Origin of the sequence: Maribacter chungangensis, assembly GCF_042676845.1 — a bacterium.
Taxonomy (GTDB): domain Bacteria; phylum Bacteroidota; class Bacteroidia; order Flavobacteriales; family Flavobacteriaceae; genus Maribacter; species Maribacter chungangensis.
Map to the genome: position 1 here is coordinate 1,388,008 of NZ_JBHTHY010000003.1, position 24,268 is coordinate 1,412,275.

A 24,268-nucleotide genomic window follows, 5' to 3' on the forward strand; every position below is an offset into this window, starting at 1 on the left:
TACTATCGTTTCAATGAAAAATGGCCTTTTAGCTCTCTGCCGCCCTCTAAAGCTATCATAAACCAATAATCGTCCGCTGGTAACGGACTTGAGTTCCAAGTTCCGTTCCATGTTGGGTTGTTATTGGTTAAATTAGCCACTAGTTTACCATACCTATCAAAAATAGAAATAGACGCGTTTGCACTAAAATTCTCTTCTAGCCCAATGAGTTGCCAATAATCGTTTATGCCGTCCCCATTCGGAGTAAAGAATTTTGGATAGCCGAGTACCGCTGTTTTTTGAACAATAGTGCCGCAACCATTTTTATCGCGCACGGTAATTTCGTAACGTCCTGGAGCCATATCCTCGAACAGATTGTCGTTCTGAAAACTCATACCATCAATCGCATATTCGTAATCTCCATCCCCCTCGGCGAATACCTGTATCGTGTTATTATCTGCCAAGTCCTCTACTATTATTTTTTTTATCGATGCCGGGTTGGAAGGAGAGATCGTAAACGGAAAACTGTACTCGCATACTTGGTTAGTGCCTTGTCCTGGATAGCTGAAACCTACAGTTAGGGTATAGCTACCTATTTCAGTACCGTTAAATGTAAGGTTTGTTCCCATGGTTTCTTCTGCGCCACCAGTAATTTTTGTCCATCGGTAGAGGTCAAACCCAGCTGGGGCTTCAAGCACCAGTTGTGGGTCATTGGTGCACAGCAGGTAATTATCTTGTAACTGCACCGTTGGGCTAGGATTCACGATTAAGTTAATACGTACTATGTTTTCGCATTGATTACTATTTTCTAAACGTGCATAAATGAGCGTAGTGGCGGATGCCATGTTTTTGTTAAGTGGATTTTGTTCCAAGGAGGCATCTGTCAGGTTGCCATAGAATGCAACTTCAAAACCTAGCATTTGATTCATTTCCAAACCTGATAGGTCAAAAATGGCCGAAAGCTCACCATCGTTGGGGTCAACATCGCATTCATATAAGTTAATAACGGTATCATCCCTAAAGGGTATCGGTAAAATTTCTAGTTCCAAGGTACCCATGTTTACACACCCCGAAGGGTTAGTAACTTGATAATAAAGTGTTTGTTCGAATGGATTCCTATTGCTATAGTTCCCTACATTCGCAATGGCAAGATTATTTTCCCGATTTTCTTCGGATTCATAAAAACGATAAATATCTGTTGTGCCAGTTGTTAATTGATTTAAGTTTACCGTAGTTATCCCATCGGAACTATTGGCGTCTATATCGCACTGTTTAAGATTTAAAACACCACCCTGGGGTCGTGGTTGAAGCATTATTAAGGCTTCTCCAAGAATAGGACATTCTTGAGGGTCGGAAAATACTATTTCTAACTGGTACCTGCCGGCATCTACCAGTTCGGAACTATCGACCACCAATCTATTTTCATCGGGATTATGGAAAGGGATACCGTCTTTTGACCAATTGTAGGTCGCTCCCGGAAATGCTTCGGTCTCCAAGGTAAAAGGTGCTCCCTCGCATAGTTCCAAAAAATTACTAGCGTTTCCATTTTCGTCTACAAGAAGGTCTGTCTTGTCAAAAAAGGATTGTATAAAGGGCGGTAGCCCCTGTGTTCCTATGCGTCCTCCCAAGGAAATTGACCTATGTACATAATTTGAGCCATCGCCTTTAGCATCCGGTGTGTTAATGACGCTCAAAAAGGGAATGCCATTAAAATAATCATCCGCTAAGGTTCTGTATATTTTGCCGTTACTACCAATTTGTAGCGCACCTCTAAATATCGGTCTGCGATCCAATACGACTTGCGAATTAGGGATGTCCTGGGCCAAAACATCGAATTGTGACAGTAAGGAGAGGTAGGTTTCGTTTTCATTGTAGCGTGTGGAGTGCGTATAGAGGTATTGCCCCTTCGATGAAAACTCAATACCGTAAGGAAACTGATCTGGCTCGTTTATAGGCAATTGTATTTGGTTGGAAAACAAACCGGTATCCGAATCAAAATCATACAATTGTAAACCAAAGAACATATTTGCACTGGCCATCATAGTACCACTTGGAGCGAACTTTAAGGCACCTCTTGGGTCATCTATCGCCAAGTCCGGAAATGTTGTTTTTACCGATATGTTCGCAACGCCCAAGGTGTTTACCTCAAAAGCGTGGTAGGTATTGAATGTGGGTAGTGTACCATTTTCAGAGGCAAGGGTAACCACCCAGATCGATTGATCAAAACAGTTTTTGCGAACTGCGGCTATTTTTTCGGAGCAATCTTGTAGAAGCCTTCTATTTTTTTGTACGACCGCTCCGTTGCCATTGTTCAGCGAAATATCAACAGTGGAATAGTTAAGTCCCCTATCCGGATCGTTTTCGGCAATAGAGGTGTCTACGGTAAATATAAAGTAGATATTGGGGTCTTCCGGTTTTGGAACTATGATGGCCGATTGAGTACTGGAAGGATCACCAAACAAACCACTGCCATTTTCCATGATATTATGGTTCCGGTCGTAGACGATGATACCATCGGTATAGAAAAGTAAATCCCCAAAGGCATTGGAAATGGTGGCACAGCCTTCAAAGGTATTCAACCGACCATCGGTAAGCGCGTTTACACTGCCGTCATTGTTGAATTTTAAACCGGCCTGTTCCCCAAAATACCAGTTTGCGGTTTCCCCTTGGGCCCATAGGGCCATAGGGAGCAACAAACCTATTAGCAAAACTAAGGTTCCTAATTTTTTCATAGCACAGTGCAAAGCCCTACAATATAATTAAAATAGGCGTATGGTGCCAGTACCTGCAGATAAACGCACAATAACAAGTGCCGTAATTGACTTTTTCATAGTAAAGCGACGGGTGAATGTCAAAAAACGTGAGGAAAAAGGCTGGACAGGAGAATAGCGAGAAGAACATACTTCAGAAAAACAAAGATGAATAAAGCGTAAAAGGCATATTAAAAAACCCCAAATGAACTTCCCTGATTAGCGTTGACCGTTTTCAATTAACTATTTCATACTTAAAACTGTCAACTGCTACAGCAATTTATTTAGACTATCTGCTATATTCTCAAGACTACCCTCTAATTTCACAAAGGTTATAGATCCCGCTTTTTCAATAAGGCATACGACAGGTAAACGAAAATTGAGGTCCAAGCCAATACGATCAGTATTTCGTACCATTGCACATGATAGTTTAAATTGAAGGTTTCGCCAACTTGGTCGGCTACGGTTTGCACTGCTTCCAAACGCGTAAAAGGTTCTTTTATTAGGTTGAACATGGATTGTAATGGAAAGAAGCCCATAATGGTATCCGTAGTGTTCTCATCGAACAATTTCCATCGCATCAGTCCTCTTGCGATCCCTTCGAAAATTTGCCAAATAATTAAGAACCCCAATGCAAACGCAGAACGTTTTACAAGAATGCCCAAGAATAAGCAAAACGAAAAGAACCCCATCAATTTTACAAAAAACGCTACGATAAACTCCAAATCGGAGAATATGATGGAAACTTCGTTAAAGTCGGAATAGGCTAGGCCAAGGATTAAGGATACAACGAATACAAAGAGGGTAGAGACCAATGAAAAGGTCACTACCGTGAGGAATTTCGAAAGGATGAACTCTTTCTTGGAGAGACCGTCTATCAGGTTCTGTTTTATGGTCTTGTTACTGTACTCGTTGGCCATCATAGAAACGATTACGATAGCAAGGAACAGTTTAAAAAAGGCGGTTATAAAAGTATTGAAATGCCAGATGTACGGGAAATTGAAAATGCCGATTTCTGCCAAGTGGAATTTTATAGGCCCAATGTCAAATTTAATCGCTGCGACCAATGCAATTGAGGTGAGCAAAACAAAATAGGAGATGATCAATACCTTGCTAGCCCTGTTGTTCCAAAGTTTTATAAATTCTATATGTAGTAATCGTATCATGGCTTAGTTGGATTGGTTTTTGGTGAGTTCCAAGAATTGCTCTTCCAAACTTTCCTTACGTTTTACCAAATGGGAGAGTACAATTCCTTTTTCGAACAAAGACTTGTTGAAATCTTCTGCACTAATATCCTCTTTTAAGAAAGCGGTAATGAGTCCGTTTTCGGATTTAATTTCGCCAAAACTTACATTACCTTTTAAGTGATCGATAAGTGCATCATTTTTCGTGGCCTTTAGTTCAAAAAAACCATGGGTGGCCATCATGTCCGAAACACGACCGGAATATAGTTTTTCTCCCTTTCTGAGTATAACCACATGAGAGCAGACTTTTTCTACCTCGTCCAATAAATGTGAGGCCAAAAGTATTGTGGTGCCTTGGGAGGCGATTTTTTTAATGATTTCCCTTATTTGATGAATACCTTGCGGATCTAGACCGTTGGTAGGTTCGTCTAAAATGAGTATTTCCGGGTCGTTTAGCAGGGCAGAGGCGATGGCCAAACGCTGTTTCATTCCTAAAGAATAGGTGCGGAACTTACTGTCTTTTCTTTCTAGGAGCCCTACCAGTTCTAACTTTTCTTCAATCTTATCCGAGGGTACCTCTTTGATTTTACATACCAGTTTCAGGTTTTGTATTGCCGTCATATAGGGGTAGAAATTGGGCCTTTCTATAATAGCACCTACTTTTTTTAGCGCATTATGTGTAGAGACGTCCCCATCAAACCAAGAAAAATCTCCTTGTGTTTTATTGACAACGTTAAGTACAATACCCAAGGTGGTAGATTTTCCGCTTCCGTTAGGGCCTAGAATACCATATACGTTTCCCTTTTCTATGGTGAAAGAAAGATCTTTTACAGCAGTGAGGTAACCAAATTTTTTGGTAAGATTATTTACCGTTAGTATATGCTCCAAAATGTGATTGGTTTTGATTGATATACTAACAGGACGAACTACAGGGGAATTTGTTACAAATTCTCCCCAAAAGATTATGAAAGCGTAAGTTTCTAATCTTTATTTACCCTTATTGTGATTCGTCTATTGGTAATAATGGTTCGTGGTCCAACGGATAGTACGATTTCATTGGTTAAGGTCTGTCCGCAAACAAAAGTGTTACTTGTAAGTAGTGCACGGTAGATATATCCGTTCTTGGTCAAGTCTGGGGAAATTATGTTTAATTCATCGGTTTGAGTACCGCTATATTCGCTTCCATCACTAATGGGATTGAAGGTGGTTCCCCCATCCGTGCTTACCTCCCATTGGTAAGTATCACTATCTGAGGAAGACACTTCCACGGTGCCATCGTTACCTATAAATACCTTTTGGTTTAGAGGTTCTACTGAAATCGAAGGTGCAACGCCCACTTCTTGAAAGTCGAATGTGCCGTTGGTATCCATATCGGCAGGAGTTGGGTAGGAGGCCGCTGTTACGGTTCCATTACCATTTGTTGGTGGCGGCGTTCCGGTGCCGTATGATCCACCATCACCTGCATCCGCATTGGGATCGTTGTAGGCCTCGTTGGCATCGGAACAGCCGTCATTGTCAGAATCCAAGTCGTAGCTATTTGGAATAAAATCGGTATCCGAATTACAGTTTTCAGGTCCAAATACTTGAAGCTCCCCGACATTTATATAACCACCGCTTACATTATTTCCAGATAGTTGCAATCGTACATACCTACCGGTGATCCCAACGGGAATCACAATTTGGGATTGTAGCGAAGTATTTCCAAGTTGGGTCGTAAACTCCGAATTGTTTATGGATTGGTTAAGATCGGTGTTGGTTGGAAATGGTGTGTTTGAAACCATAACATAGGCATTGGAAAGTCGTTCCGAACAACAGTCCGTACGATTCCAAATCTGTATTTCATCTATGACTTCACTATTTCCTAAATCAATGGTTAACCACTCTGTACCGGTGGTGGCTTGTGTATGGACTACCGAACCTCCTCCCCAGTTACCATCCGTATTACCGTCGTTTGCTTTAAAAGCATCCCCGGCGGGATAGGTGCTACTTAGGGTAGCGGTACCGGATAGTGCAAGATTTACGGTGCTTGCTGGACATTCCACTGTATCCAGTATACCATCGTTGTCATCATCCAAGTCCGTAATGTCCAGAACCCCATCATTGTCATAATCATTGAGAATGGTAATGGTTGCCGATGGAGAGTCAGCCGTAATATTACTGTCGGATTGATCTTGTGCATTGGTGACGTTATTTGTTAATGATTGTGTTGGCCATGTCAAATTATTTAGGTCCGCCAAGGCTACAATATCAATGCTTGCCAATGTTCCGCTGGTCAAGGTACCAATGCTCCAGTTGGGAGAAGACCACGACCCCATATTTGGAGTTGCGGAGATCAATGAAAGTCCAGCTGGCAGTACATCCGTAACTACCAAATTAGTAGCAGGATCAACCCCAAAGTTTTGAGCGGTAACGGTAAAAGTTATGAAGCCTCCCTCGTTTACGGTCGTAACATCCGCAGTCTTCAAAAGCTGAATATCCGGATTACAGTAATAGGCTTGCAAATTATTGGAGTCGTAGGTACAAGGACCTTTTGTAACCCTTACAAAATAGTCTCCCGCTACCGTTGGGTTATACGTAGTACCTGTTTCACCCGCAATTGGATTTCCATCGAAAAACCATTGGTAGGCATCAAATGCTTCACCTATAACTTCAAGGCTGGCACCGGGTAAACATTGAGTTCCTGTAATTTGTAAATCTACATTAGGAGCAACATCAAACCCAGAAAAATAGCCAGCGATACCTCGGTTGCCATTTCCGCCAAAAAAACCTACCGCTATTGGACCGGTAGATTGTACATCCACATTGCCCGTAAGATTGGGAATGTAGAATGTTTTCCAATCCGTGTTTCCCGCCACTGGTTGTGACGAGGGTTTTGTAACGACTCCGCTGCCATCTGTTACAATGATATTGGCATCTGGGGTAGTGGTAGCGGCAATAATGGTGATGCCTCCTGTTAACGTGGTTCCGGCAGCGTCCGTAATATTGGGTATGTTGTTTACCGTATCGGGAATCAAACAGTTTAAAGGGGCCACAAAATTTAGCCCCACGGTTTGTCTACCACTGGTACCTGCTAAATTTTGGTAAGCGTACGCATCTTTTGAAGTTCTTACATACATATTCGCACCGGCCGAACCACTAGAATAATTGGTTCCAGGGACTATGAAATAGTCTCCATTATTTATGGTCGCAATAGGCGTAGCTGATCCGTTCACAAATATTTGTGTATTGTTCTGGGTAGCAATGATAATAGGGAATTCGGTTGCCGTTATTCCTCCGCCCCTTACAAAAATATAGTCTTTTCCGAGGTTGTTTTCCGGAACTGGTTGGTCAATACCGGCATCTCTGGAACCACCGGAACCGTTTACTACGGCATAATTAAGACCACCGTTACTAATGGCGATAGGTTTATCGGACACGATTGAGGCACCTAACCACCCTTCTACGTTGGCCGTACTTTCTGCAATATGAGCTTCTAATACAAAACTTTCACCAGCATCCAAAACGACTTGAATTGTATTTGAGGTAATACCATCTCTATCGTTTCCTAGTCTAAATTCACAGTTGGGGTCGTATCCAAAAATATCTACAGTAGTATTATTTTCGGAAGCCATGATACCTAAAGATGTTCCTTGTTCATTTGTGGTTCCATAGTTGGGTACGCCACCCCATTTAAAGGCCGTACCCAAAGCTTGCCTTCCTTTTGCGGTCAAAGAGGTAGATTGCGCGCCACTACTTCCCCTATAGTTGGCGTAGAATCTTTGTCCACCAGGAGCTTCAAAACGAAGGCCCGCCGTACTGATCACCACACCCGTATCCGAGTCGCCTATCATGGTAATACCATTATTCCGGTCTCCTGGATCATAAGTTGCCGGACTGGTATTTGAGATGGTAAAGGGGATAGGGGTGGTGCTTGTTCCTACATAGGCATTAACGGTAAAAGGTGTAGTTTCGGGTGTGGATAGGTAAATGCGCTGTTCCCTTACCGATCCACCGTTACTTCCTTGTTTTAACGGTGGCAAATAATGCAGATCGCTCAATTGGGAATAACCCTGAAAGCAGGCCATTATAAGCAGTATCAAAAAGAGCCACAATTGTTTTCCCATCAACATATTAATTTCAATCAAATAAACCAATAACCAAGGGGTATCGCAATTTATTGTTGTGAAAGGATAAATAGCAGTTGTTAGTTGTGAATTAACATCTGTGAACCTTTGATTCTATTAATCTTTTTAGCATTTAAGTACAAGGTTAATAGATCAGTTACAACGTTAAATCAATCTTTATTTACCCTTATTGTGATTCGTCTATTGGTAATAATAGTTCGTGGTCCAACGGATAGTACAATTTCATTGGTTAAGGTCTGTCCGCAAACAAAAGTGTTACTTGTAAGTAGTGCTCGGTATATATATCCGTTCTTGGTCAAGTCTGGGGAAAGTATGTTTAATTCATCGGTTAGCGTACCAGTATATTCGCTTCCATCACTAATGGGATTGAAGGTGGTTCCCCCATCCGTGCTTACCTCCCATTGGTAAGTATCACTATCTGATGAAGACACCTCCACGGTGCCATCATTTCCTATAAAGACACGTTGATCTATGGGTTCTACTGAAATCGAAGGTGCAACGCCCATTTCTTGAAAGTCGAATGTGCCGTTGGTATTCATATCGGCAGGAGTTGGGTAGGAGGCCGCTGTTACGGTTCCATTACCATTTGTTGGTGGCGGCGTTCCGGTGCCGTATGATGCACCATCACCTGCATCCGCATTGGTATCGTTGTAGGCCTCGTTGGCATCGGAACAGCCGTCATTGTCGGAATCCAGTTCATAACTATCTGGAATAGTATCGGAATCCGAGTCATCACATGGCGAGGTTGTGGCCCGAGCCCAAACTTTGTGAATGGTAGAGCGTGAAGCATTATTTGGAAAATCATCTACTTCCCAACGGTTTCCGTTGCCTCTTATACCCCAGTGATATGATGCGCCTCGGTAAAATGGGAAATTCGTTAGCGCAAAATCCCCTCGGTTGGAATAAAGACCGTTTACAACATCGGGTACATTTGCCGTATGTCCAGTAAGTTTGGTGTTAGAGGTATTGATTCCCGAGAAATTTCCGGATCCGGTTCCTGCATAGTTAATTCCAATATCCGAAAAGAAATGAATTTCCCTTTCATGGCCGCTTGTTGCACCGTACCATCGTAACTCCTCGGCGCCTAAATCCGAGAACCCTGAATTACCTAAATGTCCCCAAGTGCTTGTGGAACCTGATTCATCGTCCCCTAAAACTCCAGTACTGAATTCAGGTAAGTTCGCTCCTGCGGCCAGCACATTAAGACTAGGATTGGTACCCGCAGCATGCACATATTGAAGTATCAGTACCCAGCCGCCGCCGTTAGATGTATCTATATCTGCCTGAAAAACCCCTGCCCCTAAATTAAAATAATACCTTCCTGAAGTTGTTACTAAATTGGCTCCATATAAATTGGTGAAGGGGTCGGAAACTGTTCCAGAGCCTATACTTGATCCACATTCTACACTGTCTAAAATACCATCGTTATCATCGTCCAGATCCGTAATATCCATAACACCGTCACCATCAAAATCGTTTAAGATGGTTACGGACGCTGACGGGCTGTCAGCCGTAATATTACTGTCGGTTTGATCTTGGGTGTTGCTTGCCGTATTGGTCGGATACTGCGCTGGGGCGGTCATATTATTTGCATCTGCAAGTGCAACAATATCAATATTTTCCAAGGTGCCACTGGGTAATGTGCCTATGTTCCAGTTAGGCGAGGCCCATGTACCAACAGAAGGTGATGCAGAAACCAGTGATAGTCCGGCAGGTAGTATATCCGTAACTACCAAGTTGGTAGCTGAGTCTACGCCAAAGTTTTGAACTGTAATGGTAAATGTTACCGTGTTTCCTTCGTTTACAATACTATTATCAACTGTTTTGATTAATTGAATATCCGGGTTGCAGTAGTAAACGGATATGGAATTTGAATCATAGGTACACGGGCCGCGCGTTACCCTAAGGAAATAATCCCCTGCAATGGTAGCGGTATATGCTGCTGAGGTTGCCCCTGGTATTAAAACACCGTCACCAAACCATTGATAGGCATCAAAGGTCTCCCCACTTGAAATTTCTAGAACACCTCCGGGTAGGCAGTTGTTGCCTGTAATCTCTAAATCTATACTGGGAACTGTATCAAATCCAGAGAAATACCCGGCAACCCCTCTCGCACCATTGAAACCAAAGAAACCTACAGCTACAGGTCCTGTGGATTGTACGCTGACATTTCCTGTTAAACTGGGCAGATAAAAGGTTTTCCAATCCGATGTTCCTGTTACGGCTGACGAAGGAGGTAGGGTTTTTATACCGGTACCGTCGCGTACTATTATATTGGCATCGGGCGTAGTGGTTGCCGCTATAATGGTAACACCTCCGGAAATAGTAATGCCGGCAGCATCCGTAATATTTGGTATGTTGTCCATGGTATCCGGTAAAAGGCAACTTACGGGAGCAACAAAGTTTAATCCTTGCGTATAGGGATTAGTAGATCCACCTACACATTGGTAAGCATAAACATCCTTTGAAGTCTCCACATACATATTTGCTCCTACCGTATTCGATGAAAAATTACTACTTGGCACTTCAAAGAAATCCCCTTCGTTGAGTGTAGCCGCCGCTGTTGCGGAGCCATTTATAAAAACCTGTGTATTGTTTTCGGTAGCAATAATCAACGGAAATTCTGTCCAGCCGTTTGCATTTCCGTTTCCTCTAATGAAAACATACTCCTTTCCCAATCTATTTTCCGGTACGGGTTGGTCTATCCCAGCATCACGATTACTTGCTCCTACCTGCCGGCCATAATTTATAGAGCCGTTACTTATTACGATGTCCTTGTCCGCATCAATTGAGGCGCCGATCCAGCCCCGTTCATGTGCAAGGGTGGGCGATGTTCCGATATAGGTTTCAAAAACAAATGATTCGTTTTCATCTAAGGTTATGGTATAACTGTTCGCCGTAATCCCTGCTCTATTGGTGCCTACTCGAAATTCGCAATTAGGATCATATCCAGATAGGGTAATTGTGGTATTGTCCTCCGTTGCCATTATACCTAAGGTATTCGATTTGGAATTTTCGGCACCTAGGTTGGGCACACCTCCCCATTTAAATCTCGTTCCCATTGCTATTCGTCCTTTTGAGGTCAAGGAAGCGCCTTGTGAATTGGAATTTCCACGATAATTTACATAAAATCGTTCTCCTCCCGGAGCTTCAAAACGAAGTCCACTATTGGTCAGAACAACACCGGTATTGTTATCATCCACCAAGGTGATATTATTATTGCCATCTGCAAGGGTATAAGTAGCCGGACTCGTATTGGATATTGAAAAAGTGGCGAGTGGCGTTGTATTGGTTCCCCTAAAGGCATTAACCGTAAATGCGGTGGTTTCGGGAGTTGATAGATAGATGGCTTGATCTCGAATACCCGCATTATTGGCCCCTTGCCGTAAAGGGGGCAAATAATGTAGATCGCTCAATTGGGAATAGCCCTGAAAACAGGCTATGACCAATAATAAAAAAAGACAATGCTGTCTTCTCATTAGTGCCGTATTTTTTGCTAAGAAACTGAGATTTAAAGGGTATTGCAATTTATTGTTGTGAAAGGTAAGCTATACGTTGTTTATCGATGTTTTTTTACTGTTAAGCACTTATTTGTTGAGCGGTGGTATGTACTTAATCCTTCGAAAACAGGAATGGTTTAACCATAGTGTTTTAAAAAAAACTCCGATATTTCCACGTATGGAAGCTATCGGAGCTGTGGTTGTATTGGTTATTGTCCTTTTATCTGTACAAGGTAAAGTTTCCAACAAATTCTCTATCGTCATCTTCGCCATTTAGTTTGATCACGTACCAGTAATCTCCTGTTGGCAGTGTATTTTCCTGATAGAAACCGTCCCAACCCTCGGGGTTATCCTGTAGCCTAAATACAGTACGGCCGTAACGGTCATAGATGTTCATGAAGAAATTAGGGAATTGTTCGATATTCCTTGGTATCCACAAGTCGTTCTGACCGTCACCATCGGGGGTAAAGAAATTAGGGATTTCGATATCTATGAATTCCATGAATATGCTCGCCGTAGCTTCGCAGCCGTTTTCATCTAAAACGGTTACCTCGTAGTTTCCGGTTTCCTTTATATAGTAGGTTTCGTCATCTCCGTTGTCGATACCGTTAAATAAGTAAGTATATCCTTCCCTTCCTCCGGTAGCAACTACGGTTATCTCGTTTAGACTACGTTGTTCTAGACTTATTCCCAATGGTTCAAAAGCCTCCACTTCAAAAGCGAAAGTTCTGGTGCAGCCATTGTCATGGGCTATAGTTAAGGTGTGAGGACCAGGCGCAATATTAGTAAAATCCGGTTCTAATTGCAGATCACTTGGATCTGTGCTGTCCAAAGCAAATAGGAGATACAATCTTTCCGTCCTATCTTCGAGCGTAACTTCTATACTATTGCCCAATGTGCCATCAGGACAATCATAGATGACTTCTACTGTTGCATTTATGTTCACCCCTTCTTCAACAACCACTGTCTGATTGGTTTCACATCCGTTGGCATCCTTGATAAAGACAATATAATCACCGCTGGTAAGATTGTCGTAGGTCAATTGATCCTCGGTAAAGTCACCATCACTGTTCGAATTAAGACTAGTGCTGTACGGAGCCGTGCCTCCCGTTGGGTTTATGGTAATTGTTCCATCGGCTTCACCAACACAATATTCCGGAGTTACTATAACTTCCATTTCCAGCACTTCCGGTTCTGTAATCGAAAATTCTATAAGCTCAAAACAACCTTTACTATCTTGTACGATAACCGAATAGTCACCGGGTGCAAGGTCTTCGAAGGTATTTGCCTCATCAAATTGATTTAGATTAGGGGATATGGCATACTGATAAGGAGCTGTGCCACCTTCTACGGCAACCGTAATACTACCATTATCATCGCCATTACAAAGGACATCTGTAATAGTTGGAGTTGCCACCATTACATCCGGTTCTGTTATCGTTACGACCTCGGAAGTTACCTGACAATCTTCGCTTAATACACTAACATAGTATGTGCCTTGTGGTAAATCCGTGAATAGGCCATCAGCTTGGTAAGGCCTAATTTCGTTGGTTAGACCACTATCGGAGAACAATCCGTATTGATAATTACCAAGACCGCCATCCGCGGTTGCATCGATTAAAGCGGAGCTCTCACCGTTACAGTTGATCAATGCCGCTGAGGTATCCAAGGCTACGGTTAAGTCTTCAATGACATTAACATTAATTTCATTTGAAATTACGGAAACACAGTTTTCGCTATCGATTACAAAATATTGATAGCTTCCCGGTGTAACATTTTGGAATTCATGTAAATCCGCTCCATTTAAACCGTTCATAGGGTTAAATGTTGCACCATCTGTACTCCATCTGTAAGGTGCCGTACCGCCTTGGGCGGTTAACGACAAGGTAGCTCCTTGCTGGCAACCTATAGCTTGCGTGGTCAATAACTGGGCGCTTACCTCTGTTGGGTTAACAATTTCGGTAATCGGGGATTCAAAAGTACATCCCATTGTATCCAACACTTCAATCGTATAGAACCCGGAACCAAGATTATTGAATGATCCTGTTACTTGACTGGCCGTGCTACGTACAAGATTGCTTGCCGTCGCATCTGTATAGGTATTCAAAATATATCGATACGTACTGGTTACATTTCTTGCGCCTAAAGTTAGGCTAATCGTAGCATCGGTATCATCCTGACACGCTAAATCCGTCGCCGCTAGGGTTCCGTTAATTGGATCTGGTAACAGGAGCTCAAATGCATTTGCAAATACTTGCGTACACCCTAGAGCATCTGTCACGGATATCATATACTGCCCTGCCGTTAAGCCTTGGAACAAGTTAGAGTTTACTCTAGTTGCGTTGGCCACCACGCTTGTTACGGTATTCGTTAATTGAATATCGTACGGTGCCATGCCCCCTAAAGGATTTATCAATGCAGTTCCTTGGTCATTACTACAACCTACTTCCGTCCGTGCAATGGTATCCAAGGTAAGAGGAGCAGTTGGCGTAGCAATGCTAAAGGAACGTATCTGTGTACAATCCGGGAAGGCATCTTGTACAACCTCTACTATGTAATTGCCGGCCGGTATATTTATTGCCGCTGTTGGCCCTATGTTGGCAGAGTTTCCGGTAAGGATAGCGGCACCATCGTCAGAACGGTCTGCCGGTGTACCATTGCTATTGAATATCTCCCAGGAAAATCCTCCCATATAGGTTGCATCAGTTATAGCAAGTGTAATACTACCATCATCACCAAAACAAACCGCGTCCGAAAGTTTATTTACGGTTACATCGAATGTATTAGGATCCGCAACGGAGTGTGTTGCCGTAACCTCACAGCCCGTGCTAACGTTTCTAATGGTAAAGGTATAGTTACCAGGTTGTAAATCGGTGAATTGATTAGATGCTTGGAAGGCACCTGTAGGCAACATCCTAAATTGGTAGTTGCCAGGATTACTTGCGAAATCCGTTACGGTGCTAGTAATACCTATAGAAATATCCTCGCCCAAGTTACTACAAGAAATGTTGTCGTCAATTGCTATGGTCGGTGTTCCTAAGGCATCGTACGCCGGCACGTTTACCAATTGTTCTCCTATACAGCCATTTGCATCTATTACGCGAACTATAACGTCTCCGCCATTATTGTCCGTGTAGGTATAACTGTTCGAAGTACCGCTTTGTAATACGCTGCCATTAGCGTTGTTTACGAAATCAAATCGCGTATATGTTCCCGAACCACCTAGGATATTGCCCGGGCTTACATCCAATACTATAGTTGCATTGGCTTTGGTATTGCCGCTGCTACATGTAAAAGAGTTTACTGTTGGGGCTGCAAAGGTAATCGGGTCGGGTTCATCTACCTGTATGTTATTTAAGGCGGTAGTACATCCGTTAGGTCCTGTTGCCGTTACACTATAGATTCCCGCAGGAAGGTTTTCAAAAGCATTGGTTGTTGCGTTAAAGGTTGCAAGGTTCGGAACCAAGGCATAGGTTAACGGGTTGTTACCATTATTGGTCTCTGAAATTGCTATAGTACCATTACTGCCACCGTTACAGCTTACATCTGTTGGGTTGGGAGTGAAGCTAGGTAGTACGGCAGGTGGAACCACTACGGTAAATGTACGATTACATTCAGGGCTGCTGGTTCCTATATCATAAACATTTACAGTATAGGTATCCGCAACGGAAACCATCGTCGATATGGTAGTGGTGGCCATTGCTTGTCTTGCAATTACCGTTCCTGCGGTATTCGTAATTTCATACTCGTAATTAGTAGAGCCTGCGGTAACGTTCAGGGTCAATTCCGCTTCTTGTCCAACACCACAACCCAGGTTTTGAGTCAGGGAAGCGGTTGCCTGAAGGCTTGGGTTTACGGTAATCGCACGTGAGTCCGTACAGCCGTTAGCATCTTTTACAAAGACGGTATAGGGGCCTGGGGCCACGTTATTGAAAACACCTCCGTTGTTCAGGTATGTTGTTCCGTTATCCAAAGAGTATACCATAGATGCGGATCCGGTCGTTGCAGTAATTGTTACAGATGCGGCGGCACTACAGTTATCTACCACTATGTTCGTTATTGCCGGATTTGCGGTCAAGGTCATATTCACATCGCCCAAGTCGTAAGAACAGCCAAACTGGTCACTAACCTGTACATTGTATGCGCCTGCATCGGAATTTGCCGGAATTTCTATAGGGTTGTCCGGCGTTCCTGTAAGCGTAAATCCTGAAGGACCACTTACGGTATAGGTATAGGTGCCACCACCACCTTGAATGTTTTCTATCAAAATTAAACCTGGATTTTCACAACTGATATGTTGAATGGCATTAGGTGCATTTGCCGTTATAGGATCTAATTCTTCCAAGAGCAGATTTTCGCTCGCGCTGATACACTGCGGAGTACCTACACCATCAATTTGCTGTACTTGTATATAGTATTCATCCGGTGCCAAACCGTTAACGGTAATGGTAGTTGAATAACCCACTGTACCTGCGCTTGATTGTATGGTATTACCATCAACATCGAACAAGGTCCATACCATACTGGGTTCCGTAACCCCGTCCGTATCGGTAATGGTATAGGTGATTTCACCATTGTTAGCTCCTGCACATGATGGTTCAAAATCTGCCGTGATATCCATGGGGTTGACCGTTATGTCATTGACATTTACGTTACTCTGCCTAATACAACCGTTATTGTCCCGTACGTAAAATACGTATGTTCTTCCAGGTACTAAGCCTGTCCATTGGTGTAATCCTTCTCCTACTGGTACAGTGGCACCGTCTATACGCGTAGTACTTCCAAATATCCATGTTGCGGTAGCAATATTAAAATTACCTGGATTTTCTGAAAAAGCATACTCGTAAGGAGCTGTTCCTTCATCACCTTGAACGGTTACCTGAAGTTCATTACAGTTCACTACAACTGTGGATATAGTAATATCTAAATCATCTAAAGGATAAGGAACGATCAATGGGTCCAATACCACTTCACATACTGTATTTCCGAAACCGTCTACCGTTCTCATAGCCGGGTATACGGTATCTCCTGAAAGGTAGCCGGTTAACCGGTCCGAAACTCCGGGATTACTATTATCGCCTGTCCAAGTAGTTCCTCCATCGGCGCTAAATTCAATAGTTCCAAGTGTTGTAGGATATGCACTGAATTCAAATCCAAAATCATTTATATTACCGGTACAGCTAGCGGGGGTTACACCTACCACTGTTGCCGTTAATTCATCTGGTTCCGCAACAGTTATACCGTTTACATCAACCGAACAACCGGCTGCATCCGTTACGATCACATTATAATCACCTGGCGTTAAATTAAAATAGGTCCTTGTAGTGGTCATGACGCCGGTTTGAGTAGCATTTGATGTTCCATTGTCAACATCTACCAATTGGTAGGTGAACGGAGCAAGACCGGATGTAATGTTTACGGCAATACTACCAGTATCACCAAAACATATTGCATCTGTAGGTACCGCAGTAAAAGCAAGTATGGGTGAGCTTGCCACCGTTACTGTTTCCAAAAACTGACAATAGGGTGCCGTTGCACCGTTGTCCCTTACATAAACGTCATAATCCCCTACAGTTGCGTTGGTTATTACAATGTTGTCGGTAGCACTAAAATCACTGTCCTGTACTGCTGTTCCCGTTGGTAAAAAGGCATAGGAATATGCTCCTAGACCGCCAGTGGGCGTTACCGTAATGTTTCCATCTGCACAGGCACTTACATCAACGACGTCTACTTGTGCTAATAGCGTAGGTGAGATTACTAGGGTTTCCACCGGAGAAACACATCCAAAACTATCGGTTACTTCTACATCGTAGGAGCCATTTGATAACCCGGTAAAGCTATAAGTTGAGGCCGTAGCGGGCGTAGGAGTCATCCATGCACCACCATTGATTCTAAAGGTATACCCGCCATTGCCGGTATTTACGGAAACATTTAGTGAGGCGTTGTTTTGACCATCATAACAAGCGGTTGGCGTTACATCAAAATCTATAGTTGTTGGTGGGTTGATCTGTACCTGTGTTGTAGATACCGTTTCACATCCATTGCCGTCCCTAACCCGCACAACATAGGTGCCATCCGGTATATTAGGGAATATAGGACTGGATTGATATGCAGCTATTTCTGCCCCCCCAAGGTCTTCGATTCTATATTCATAAGCGGGATTGCCGCCGGTTGCAGATGCTTCTAAGGTGCCACCTGTATTAAAGCAGGTATAATCTGCAATTTGGGTAAGTTGTGGCACTATGACCGCTGGAGCGCTAATTGAAGCTGAAACCGAACCAGTACATGAATTGTCCGCTACTTTTCGTACATCAACGGTATACGCACCTGCCGCTAAATTTGCCGTGGTGGTTACCGGTGATACTAAGGAAGTTGTCCAAGTAGTACCGCCATCGGTAGAATACTCAAAGCCCGTAGCCGAGTCAAAATTTGATACTTCAAAACGGATAGCACCATCTGTACTAGTGCTACAGCTGGTGTCAATGGTACTCAATAAAGTAGCTTCAAAAGCTTGACCTGTTTCTACAACTACCGTAATATCGTTAGTTTTTTCGCAGATTTCAGGAGTTTGTGAGGCTTGAATGTCATCCAAGATCAGTTCATTGCCATCTTCGCTAGGCTGACTGCTACGTAAAACGATGCCTACGACCGTATTGCCTCCTGGATTTACCGTAAAGGTTCTATTATGCCAGTCGTCCGCGTTCGTATTTTTAGGAATTTCAGCCGTTAAAAAACTGTTGATAACAGTACCGCCTGCATCTACCAACTCTATGGTAATTTCTGGATTATTACCTGCGGATGTGTTCTGCCTTAAGTTGTACGCCCAAAACGATATATCTATATCTCTGTTCGGCAATACTTCTATGTTGTTTCTGCTCCAAATGATACTATTGGTGCCCACTAAATTATTACTAGGGTTAATGGCCAAGAAGCGACCGTCCGTTAATCCGGTATGATCATTCGGGTTTCTATAGGCCGGAATCGGGTTTGTTACCCGGTTGGTTACGGAATATTCCCCGTCTACCAATATTCCGGCCGGGCCAAGATTACAATTTGTTGTACTCCCGTCTTGGGGTTCGTAGCAATAACCAGTGCCAATTTCCCCAATTTGGGTGTTTGGTCCTGCTCCAAAGCTCTCGAAAAACAAGGTGCTTTGATCCGGTGTTATACTGCCGGTGTATCCAACGGTGACCGTTTGGGTGCCAGCAGCTACATTTGTGAAGATATTATTCTCCGCTGGTGTATTCAAGGTTCCGTTAAGGGTGTAGGTATATTCAAAATCCGTGGTATTGGATGGGCTTATGGTTACCGTAGCCGATCCATCACAGTCATAAGCTACAGCCTGATCAAAACTAGGATCGGCAATGGGGTTGGGAACCGTAATTTCCATAGTAATGCTACATCCAATGGCATCTCTGAGCACTAGCTGATGTGATCCCGGTAATAATCTGGATTCTTGGGGTCCAAAAGTACTCCCGCCATCAAAGCTAAATTCATAAGGTGCTTGGCCTCCGTTTGGATTTAGTATTTTAACCAACGCTCCGTTAGGATCGCAAAAAGCATCTTCGATGATAGAAGGGGAGGCGGTTAAGCGAAAGGGCTGGTCTATTTCATAAGTAATCGTTTCCGTACATGCATCTGTCCCTACGCCGCTGGAATCGGCAACGGTAATTTCATAGAAACCAGCTGAAAGATTAGCAAAGGTGGCTGTGCTTTGATAGGTAATACCACCGTCTAAACTGTATCTGTAAGGAGCGGTACCTCCCGTAACCGCAACGGTCATAGAAGAAGTACCTGTATCTGCACAGGTAATCTGTGTATGGCTTGCAGTTACGGACAAGCTGCCCAAGTCTTCGATAGTAACAGCATTGGAGATTTGGGAACATCCGCTACCATCGGTAACAATGAAGGTGTATGTGCCTTCTTCACCAGGCACGTAAGTAGCTGGATTTCCAGTATATCCAAACAGGAAGTTAGCACCATTTCCTATTTGTATTTCGGATGCTGGTATCGCTGCTATATCCGTATATAAATCCACCCCATTTTTACTCCATATTGCCATTTGGTAACTGGCATTTGGAATCCCACCACCCGGCGTAAGGTTAATGACACCTGCGGTACATGTAATATTGCTCTGTAAAGATGCTGATAGGCTGAGGTTTGGCGTACGTTCTACAACGATAGATTGTGCATCGGCACAGCCATTATCCGTTCCTGTAACTACGATATAATTTCCTGGCGCAACTCCCGTAAAGGTGTGTGTATTGTCGTTTGATGCTAATAGATCGCGTACAAAAGTTCCAGTACCACCGTTAGAGCCATCATCCAATCTGAGTTCATAACTATAGTTGGGTAGTACGTTTAAGGCTTGAATGGAGATTGTCCCTAGGTCATTACAGTCTGCCGGTGTACTGGTAAGATTAACGTTAAAATCACGCTCAAGAACGCCAATATCCGAAGTCTCAAAAATACAGCTATTAGGAATCGGTGTCCCTGTTGATGGGTCTAATTGTGTTACTTGTACTTTATAAGTGCCACTGTTGGCAATACTGAATATGGGTCCGTTATTGGCCGAAAAAGGAACGATAACAGTGTCGTTGTTATCCGCGTCCACTAATTGGAATCCGTATCCGGAACCTACGTTCGTAATCCGTATAGAACCATCGGTATCGCAAAGGATATCTTCAACAATTGGCGTGTCAATTACCAATTCATTTTTGAATACATTGAAATAAAAGGTGCTTGGACAACCACCTTGGTATCTTAATACTACCCTGTATTGACCACTTTCGGTAACGGTAAAATTATTATTGGTAGCTATAGGGTTCCAGGTACAATTCAAGTTTTTATTGGCGCAATCGGGACCGCTAGAGGTACAGCTGCCTTCAACAAGCTTTTCCCAAGTAATACTCTGTGCATCCGTTATACCCAATTGTATAGTAGTTTCATCGTTTGCACCACATAAGAATATTTTCTGTAAGTCGTCTTGGTCAACGGAACAGGTAACCAGTTCTCCCTGTAAATCATTATCGGGATTATTGTCGGAATTTACCTGATTAAAGAAATCAATGATAGGATTGGTCTGGGTACTACCAAAACGTTCTACCCGAATACGCTCTACCATATTTGGGCAGCTACCATTAGATGATTTTTCAACAATATAATCTCCGATTGCAGTTACAAATAATGTGCTGGCGTCGTTATCCGGATCTCCGTCGTTCATGACGGTATCGCCGGCATCTACTTGTCCGTTTCCGTTGGTGTCCAATACCCAGTTATATGTGGTAAATCCTGAGCCTGCTGTAAGTATTACACTATTGTTACACAATTGTGCTATTCTAAATTCATTACAATCCGATAGGTCGTTAAATATTGAGTTACTTGCTACCTCAGGTGCAGTTGCACATACCGAGATAGGTTCGTTTCCGGGCTCATCTGAAAATGTATTGGTGTTTTGGGTACCGGTATATGTTACATATGCATTGTTTTCCAACAGGGAAGAACAGGCAGCAACAAAATCTGTACAGTTACCTGCTATGGTAACCGTAATTCGTATAATATACTCAGGTCTTCCTACTTGAACCAAGGTATTTGGTATGGTAAAATTAATCGTATTCGTAGCTATATCGTGCGAGTTGGTAATGCCACTCCCAACGGGTACGATAACATTGTCAAGGCTTACATTTGCCGGAAGTATATTTCTAATGGTAAAGTTTTGGGCATTATCATCTCCTGTGTTTTGGAAACGCAGTACATATTGTATGGTTTGACCAAGACTTACATCTTGACCGTTTATATCCGTTCCGCCCAAGTTTTCCGTAGTGTTTCCGAGCAGGATTTCAGGAGCAAAAACTTGGTTGTAAGAAGCAGTGGTTACTGCTCCAGAGGTATCTACCACAGGTATTCCTGAACCGAACTCGCCGCCATCGCCTCCATCGGCATTTCCATCTTTATAAAATTCATTGGCGTCCGTACAACCGTCACCGTCGCTATCCAAGTCTAGATGGTCTGGAATGCCATCGGCATCCGTATCGCAATTGGTGGTCAAAAAGTTACCTCGCATGTTGGTAGGTCCGACTACCATTTGGTTAATTACCACCGTATTGTTTCCGGTGGAGTTCCAATTAACTGTATTGGCCGGGGTGCTCAATGTCATAGGTTCTAGAGGGCCATTACTTGTACGTGTACCATACAGGCTAAACTGTCCGGATTCATCTATGACTACACGAAGAAGCGGAGTTCCGGGCGCGCCCGAAACAGTCCAAACGTTGCCTATCCCATTTTGACCATATCCAAAACCGTCCGAGAAGGTTACATCATTCCCGCTATTTGGAATACTAAACTGTAGTTCTCCGGCTACATCAATTCCGTTAACAGTAAGGTTGAAGGAATTGTCCAATCTATAAATGTCATAAACCAAATAGTTTTGGGTGCTTGATAGGGTGCTGCTAAAACCATTTCCACTAGCGATATCCACGCCTAAGGAATTACATTCGTCGGTATCATAAATACCATCATTGTCATCATCTACATCGGAAACATCACGTATACCATCATTGTCATAATCGTTATGAACCGTTAAATAGGCCGTAGGGCTATCTGGAGTAGTGTTACTATCTACTTGATCTTGGGAATTCGTTACCGTATTTATGAGGCTTAATAGCGGTAATGTATCTATTTCATCTGCCCTAACTTCCAGATCCAGTGTTGCAGTTTCTCCACCTAACAACGTTCCAATATTCCAAGTATTACCGCTCCAGTTTCCAGTAATGGTGGTTGCGGATTCGAGCGTAAGCCCTGTGGGAATATTATCGGTTATCTGTAAGTTGGTTACGGGGCCTACACCAAGGTTTCGCACGCGAATGGTAAAGGTTGCTGTTTCCCCTTCCATTATTTCGGGTTGGTCTACCGTTTTGTTTACGATGATATCCGGATCGCAATACAGGGCTGTTATCGGTTGTGAATCATAAGTACATGGGCCTTTGGTGCCCCTCACAAAGTAGTCTCCGGCTCTTGTGGCCGCAAAACTAAGACTGTTTGCTCCCGGTATGGCAACGCCATCCTCGTACCATTGATAGGCGTCAAAGTTTCCGGTAGCCTCATAGATTTCCGAACCTACAAAACATCCGGTGCCTCCCCTAACTTCTAAGGTTACCTCTGGAACGGTATCAAACCCTGAGAAATAACCGGCCACACCTCTAGCTCCGTTATAACCAAAAAAACCAATGGCCATTGGTCCGGTAGATTGTACACTAATATTACCATCAAGATTAGGCAGATAAAAGGTTTTCCAGTCGCTAGATCCAGCTACCGGTCTAGAGGCTGGTAAAGGAACCGTTGTTGTACCGTTGCTAACTACAATGTTGGCATCGGGTGTATTAACCGCCGCAATAATGGTCAGCCCACCGCTAACATCCGTACCTGCCATATTCCGAATGTCCGGAATATTATCCATAACATCCGGTAACAGACAGTTTACCGGTGCCACGAAGTTTAATCCTTGGGTATATGCGGTACTCGCTCCTGCCATACATTGGTAGGCGTAAGCGTCTTTTGACGTTTGAACGAACATATTAGCTCCAACCGTGTTTGAAGAATATAGGTTACTTGGAATTTGAAAGTACTCTCCATTGTTTATGGTTGCAATAGGCGTAGCTGATCCGTTTACCGTAATTTGGGTGTTGTCCGCTGTGGCGATAATTAAAGGAAATTCTGTCCATCCGTTGGCATTTCCATTACCTCTTACGAATACATAATCCTTTCCTAAACGGTTTTCCGGCACGGGTTGGTCAATGCCTGCATCACGGTTACTGGCCCCCACTTGCCTTCCAAAGTTTATAGAACCGTTGCTGATCACAATATCCTTGTCCGAAACTACAGATGCCCCGATCCAACCTTGACTATTTGCCGCAGTATCGTTATTACCTACGTAATTCTCAAAAACAAAGGATTCGTTCGCATCCAATGTTATCGTATAGCTGTTAGCGGTTATTCCCGTTACGTTATTACCCAGTCTAAAGCTACAATCCGGGTCATAACCGGAAAGTGTTACTGTAGTGTTATCCTCGGTGGCCATAATTCCCAAGGTATTCGATTTGGATGGGTGCCTACCCAAGTTAGGTACACCGCCCCATTTAAAACGGGTTCCCATGGCAACCCTACCTTTGGAGGTAAGTGAGGCAGATTGGGCCGCGCTACTACCTCTATAGTTCACATAAAACCTATTACCACTAGGTGATTCAAAACGTAGTCCGGAATTGGTTAGGACAATTCCGGTATTGGCATTGTCTACCAAGGTTATATTATTATCTCCCCGCCCTAAAGTGTTATACACCGCTGGTGCTACATTGGAAATATTGAACGTTGCAATTGGTGTAGGGTTGGTGCCACGATAGGCGTTTACCGTGAACGCAGTGGGCTCAGGAGTAGAAAGGTGAATAGTTTGCTGGTCTATACCTTGGCGATCTTGTCCTTGTTTCAGAGGCGGTAAATAGTGAAGGTCACTAAGCTGTGCATGCCCAACAAATGCAAAAAGAACGGCCAAGAGTAAAAGTAATTTTTTCATTAAATGCTATTCATAAGGATTATTGGGCGCTAAAAAACCAAATTTTAATCCTGTAGGCAACGATTTGTTGTCAACCAACGTATAGCTGTTGTGTACTTGGTTTTTTTTATGGGAAGCGTATTTGGAACTGCCCGTTATCGTGGTCTTTATCGATATATGGCTTCTA

General features: G+C 43.3%; 6 protein-coding genes. All 6 read right to left on the minus strand.

Annotated features, from left to right (window positions below; genetic code table 11):
* Positions 1-2 precede the first annotated feature (2 nt).
* The 6 genes from ACFQZJ_RS05910 to ACFQZJ_RS05935 all read right to left on the minus strand — a co-directional run bounded on the left by ACFQZJ_RS05910 (position 3) and on the right by ACFQZJ_RS05935 (position 24,102).
* Entirely contained in the window at positions 3-2,711 is a 2,709-nt protein-coding gene (locus tag ACFQZJ_RS05910; RefSeq protein WP_379932991.1) for a T9SS type B sorting domain-containing protein, read from the minus strand.
* Between the two features lie 350 nt (positions 2,712-3,061).
* On the minus strand, positions 3,062-3,895 hold the full coding sequence (locus ACFQZJ_RS05915) for an ABC transporter permease (RefSeq protein WP_379932992.1): 834 nt from the start codon (positions 3,893-3,895) through the stop codon (positions 3,062-3,064).
* A 3-nt stretch (positions 3,896-3,898) separates the two neighbouring features.
* Positions 3,899-4,801, minus strand: a complete 903-nt coding sequence (locus ACFQZJ_RS05920) for an ABC transporter ATP-binding protein (RefSeq protein ID WP_379932993.1) — start codon at positions 4,799-4,801, stop codon at positions 3,899-3,901.
* A gap of 92 nt (positions 4,802-4,893) precedes the next feature.
* Positions 4,894-8,016 carry a galactose-binding domain-containing protein gene (locus ACFQZJ_RS05925; protein WP_379932994.1) on the minus strand — a complete coding sequence of 1,041 codons (3,123 nt, stop codon included), beginning with the start codon at positions 8,014-8,016 and terminating at the stop codon, positions 4,894-4,896.
* A gap of 170 nt (positions 8,017-8,186) precedes the next feature.
* Entirely contained in the window at positions 8,187-11,516 is a 3,330-nt protein-coding gene (locus ACFQZJ_RS05930; protein WP_379932996.1) for a DUF11 domain-containing protein, read from the minus strand.
* A gap of 241 nt (positions 11,517-11,757) precedes the next feature.
* Positions 11,758-24,102 carry a T9SS type B sorting domain-containing protein gene (locus ACFQZJ_RS05935; RefSeq protein ID WP_379932997.1) on the minus strand — a complete coding sequence of 4,115 codons (12,345 nt, stop codon included), beginning with the start codon at positions 24,100-24,102 and terminating at the stop codon, positions 11,758-11,760.
* Positions 24,103-24,268: the final 166 nt, after the last annotated feature.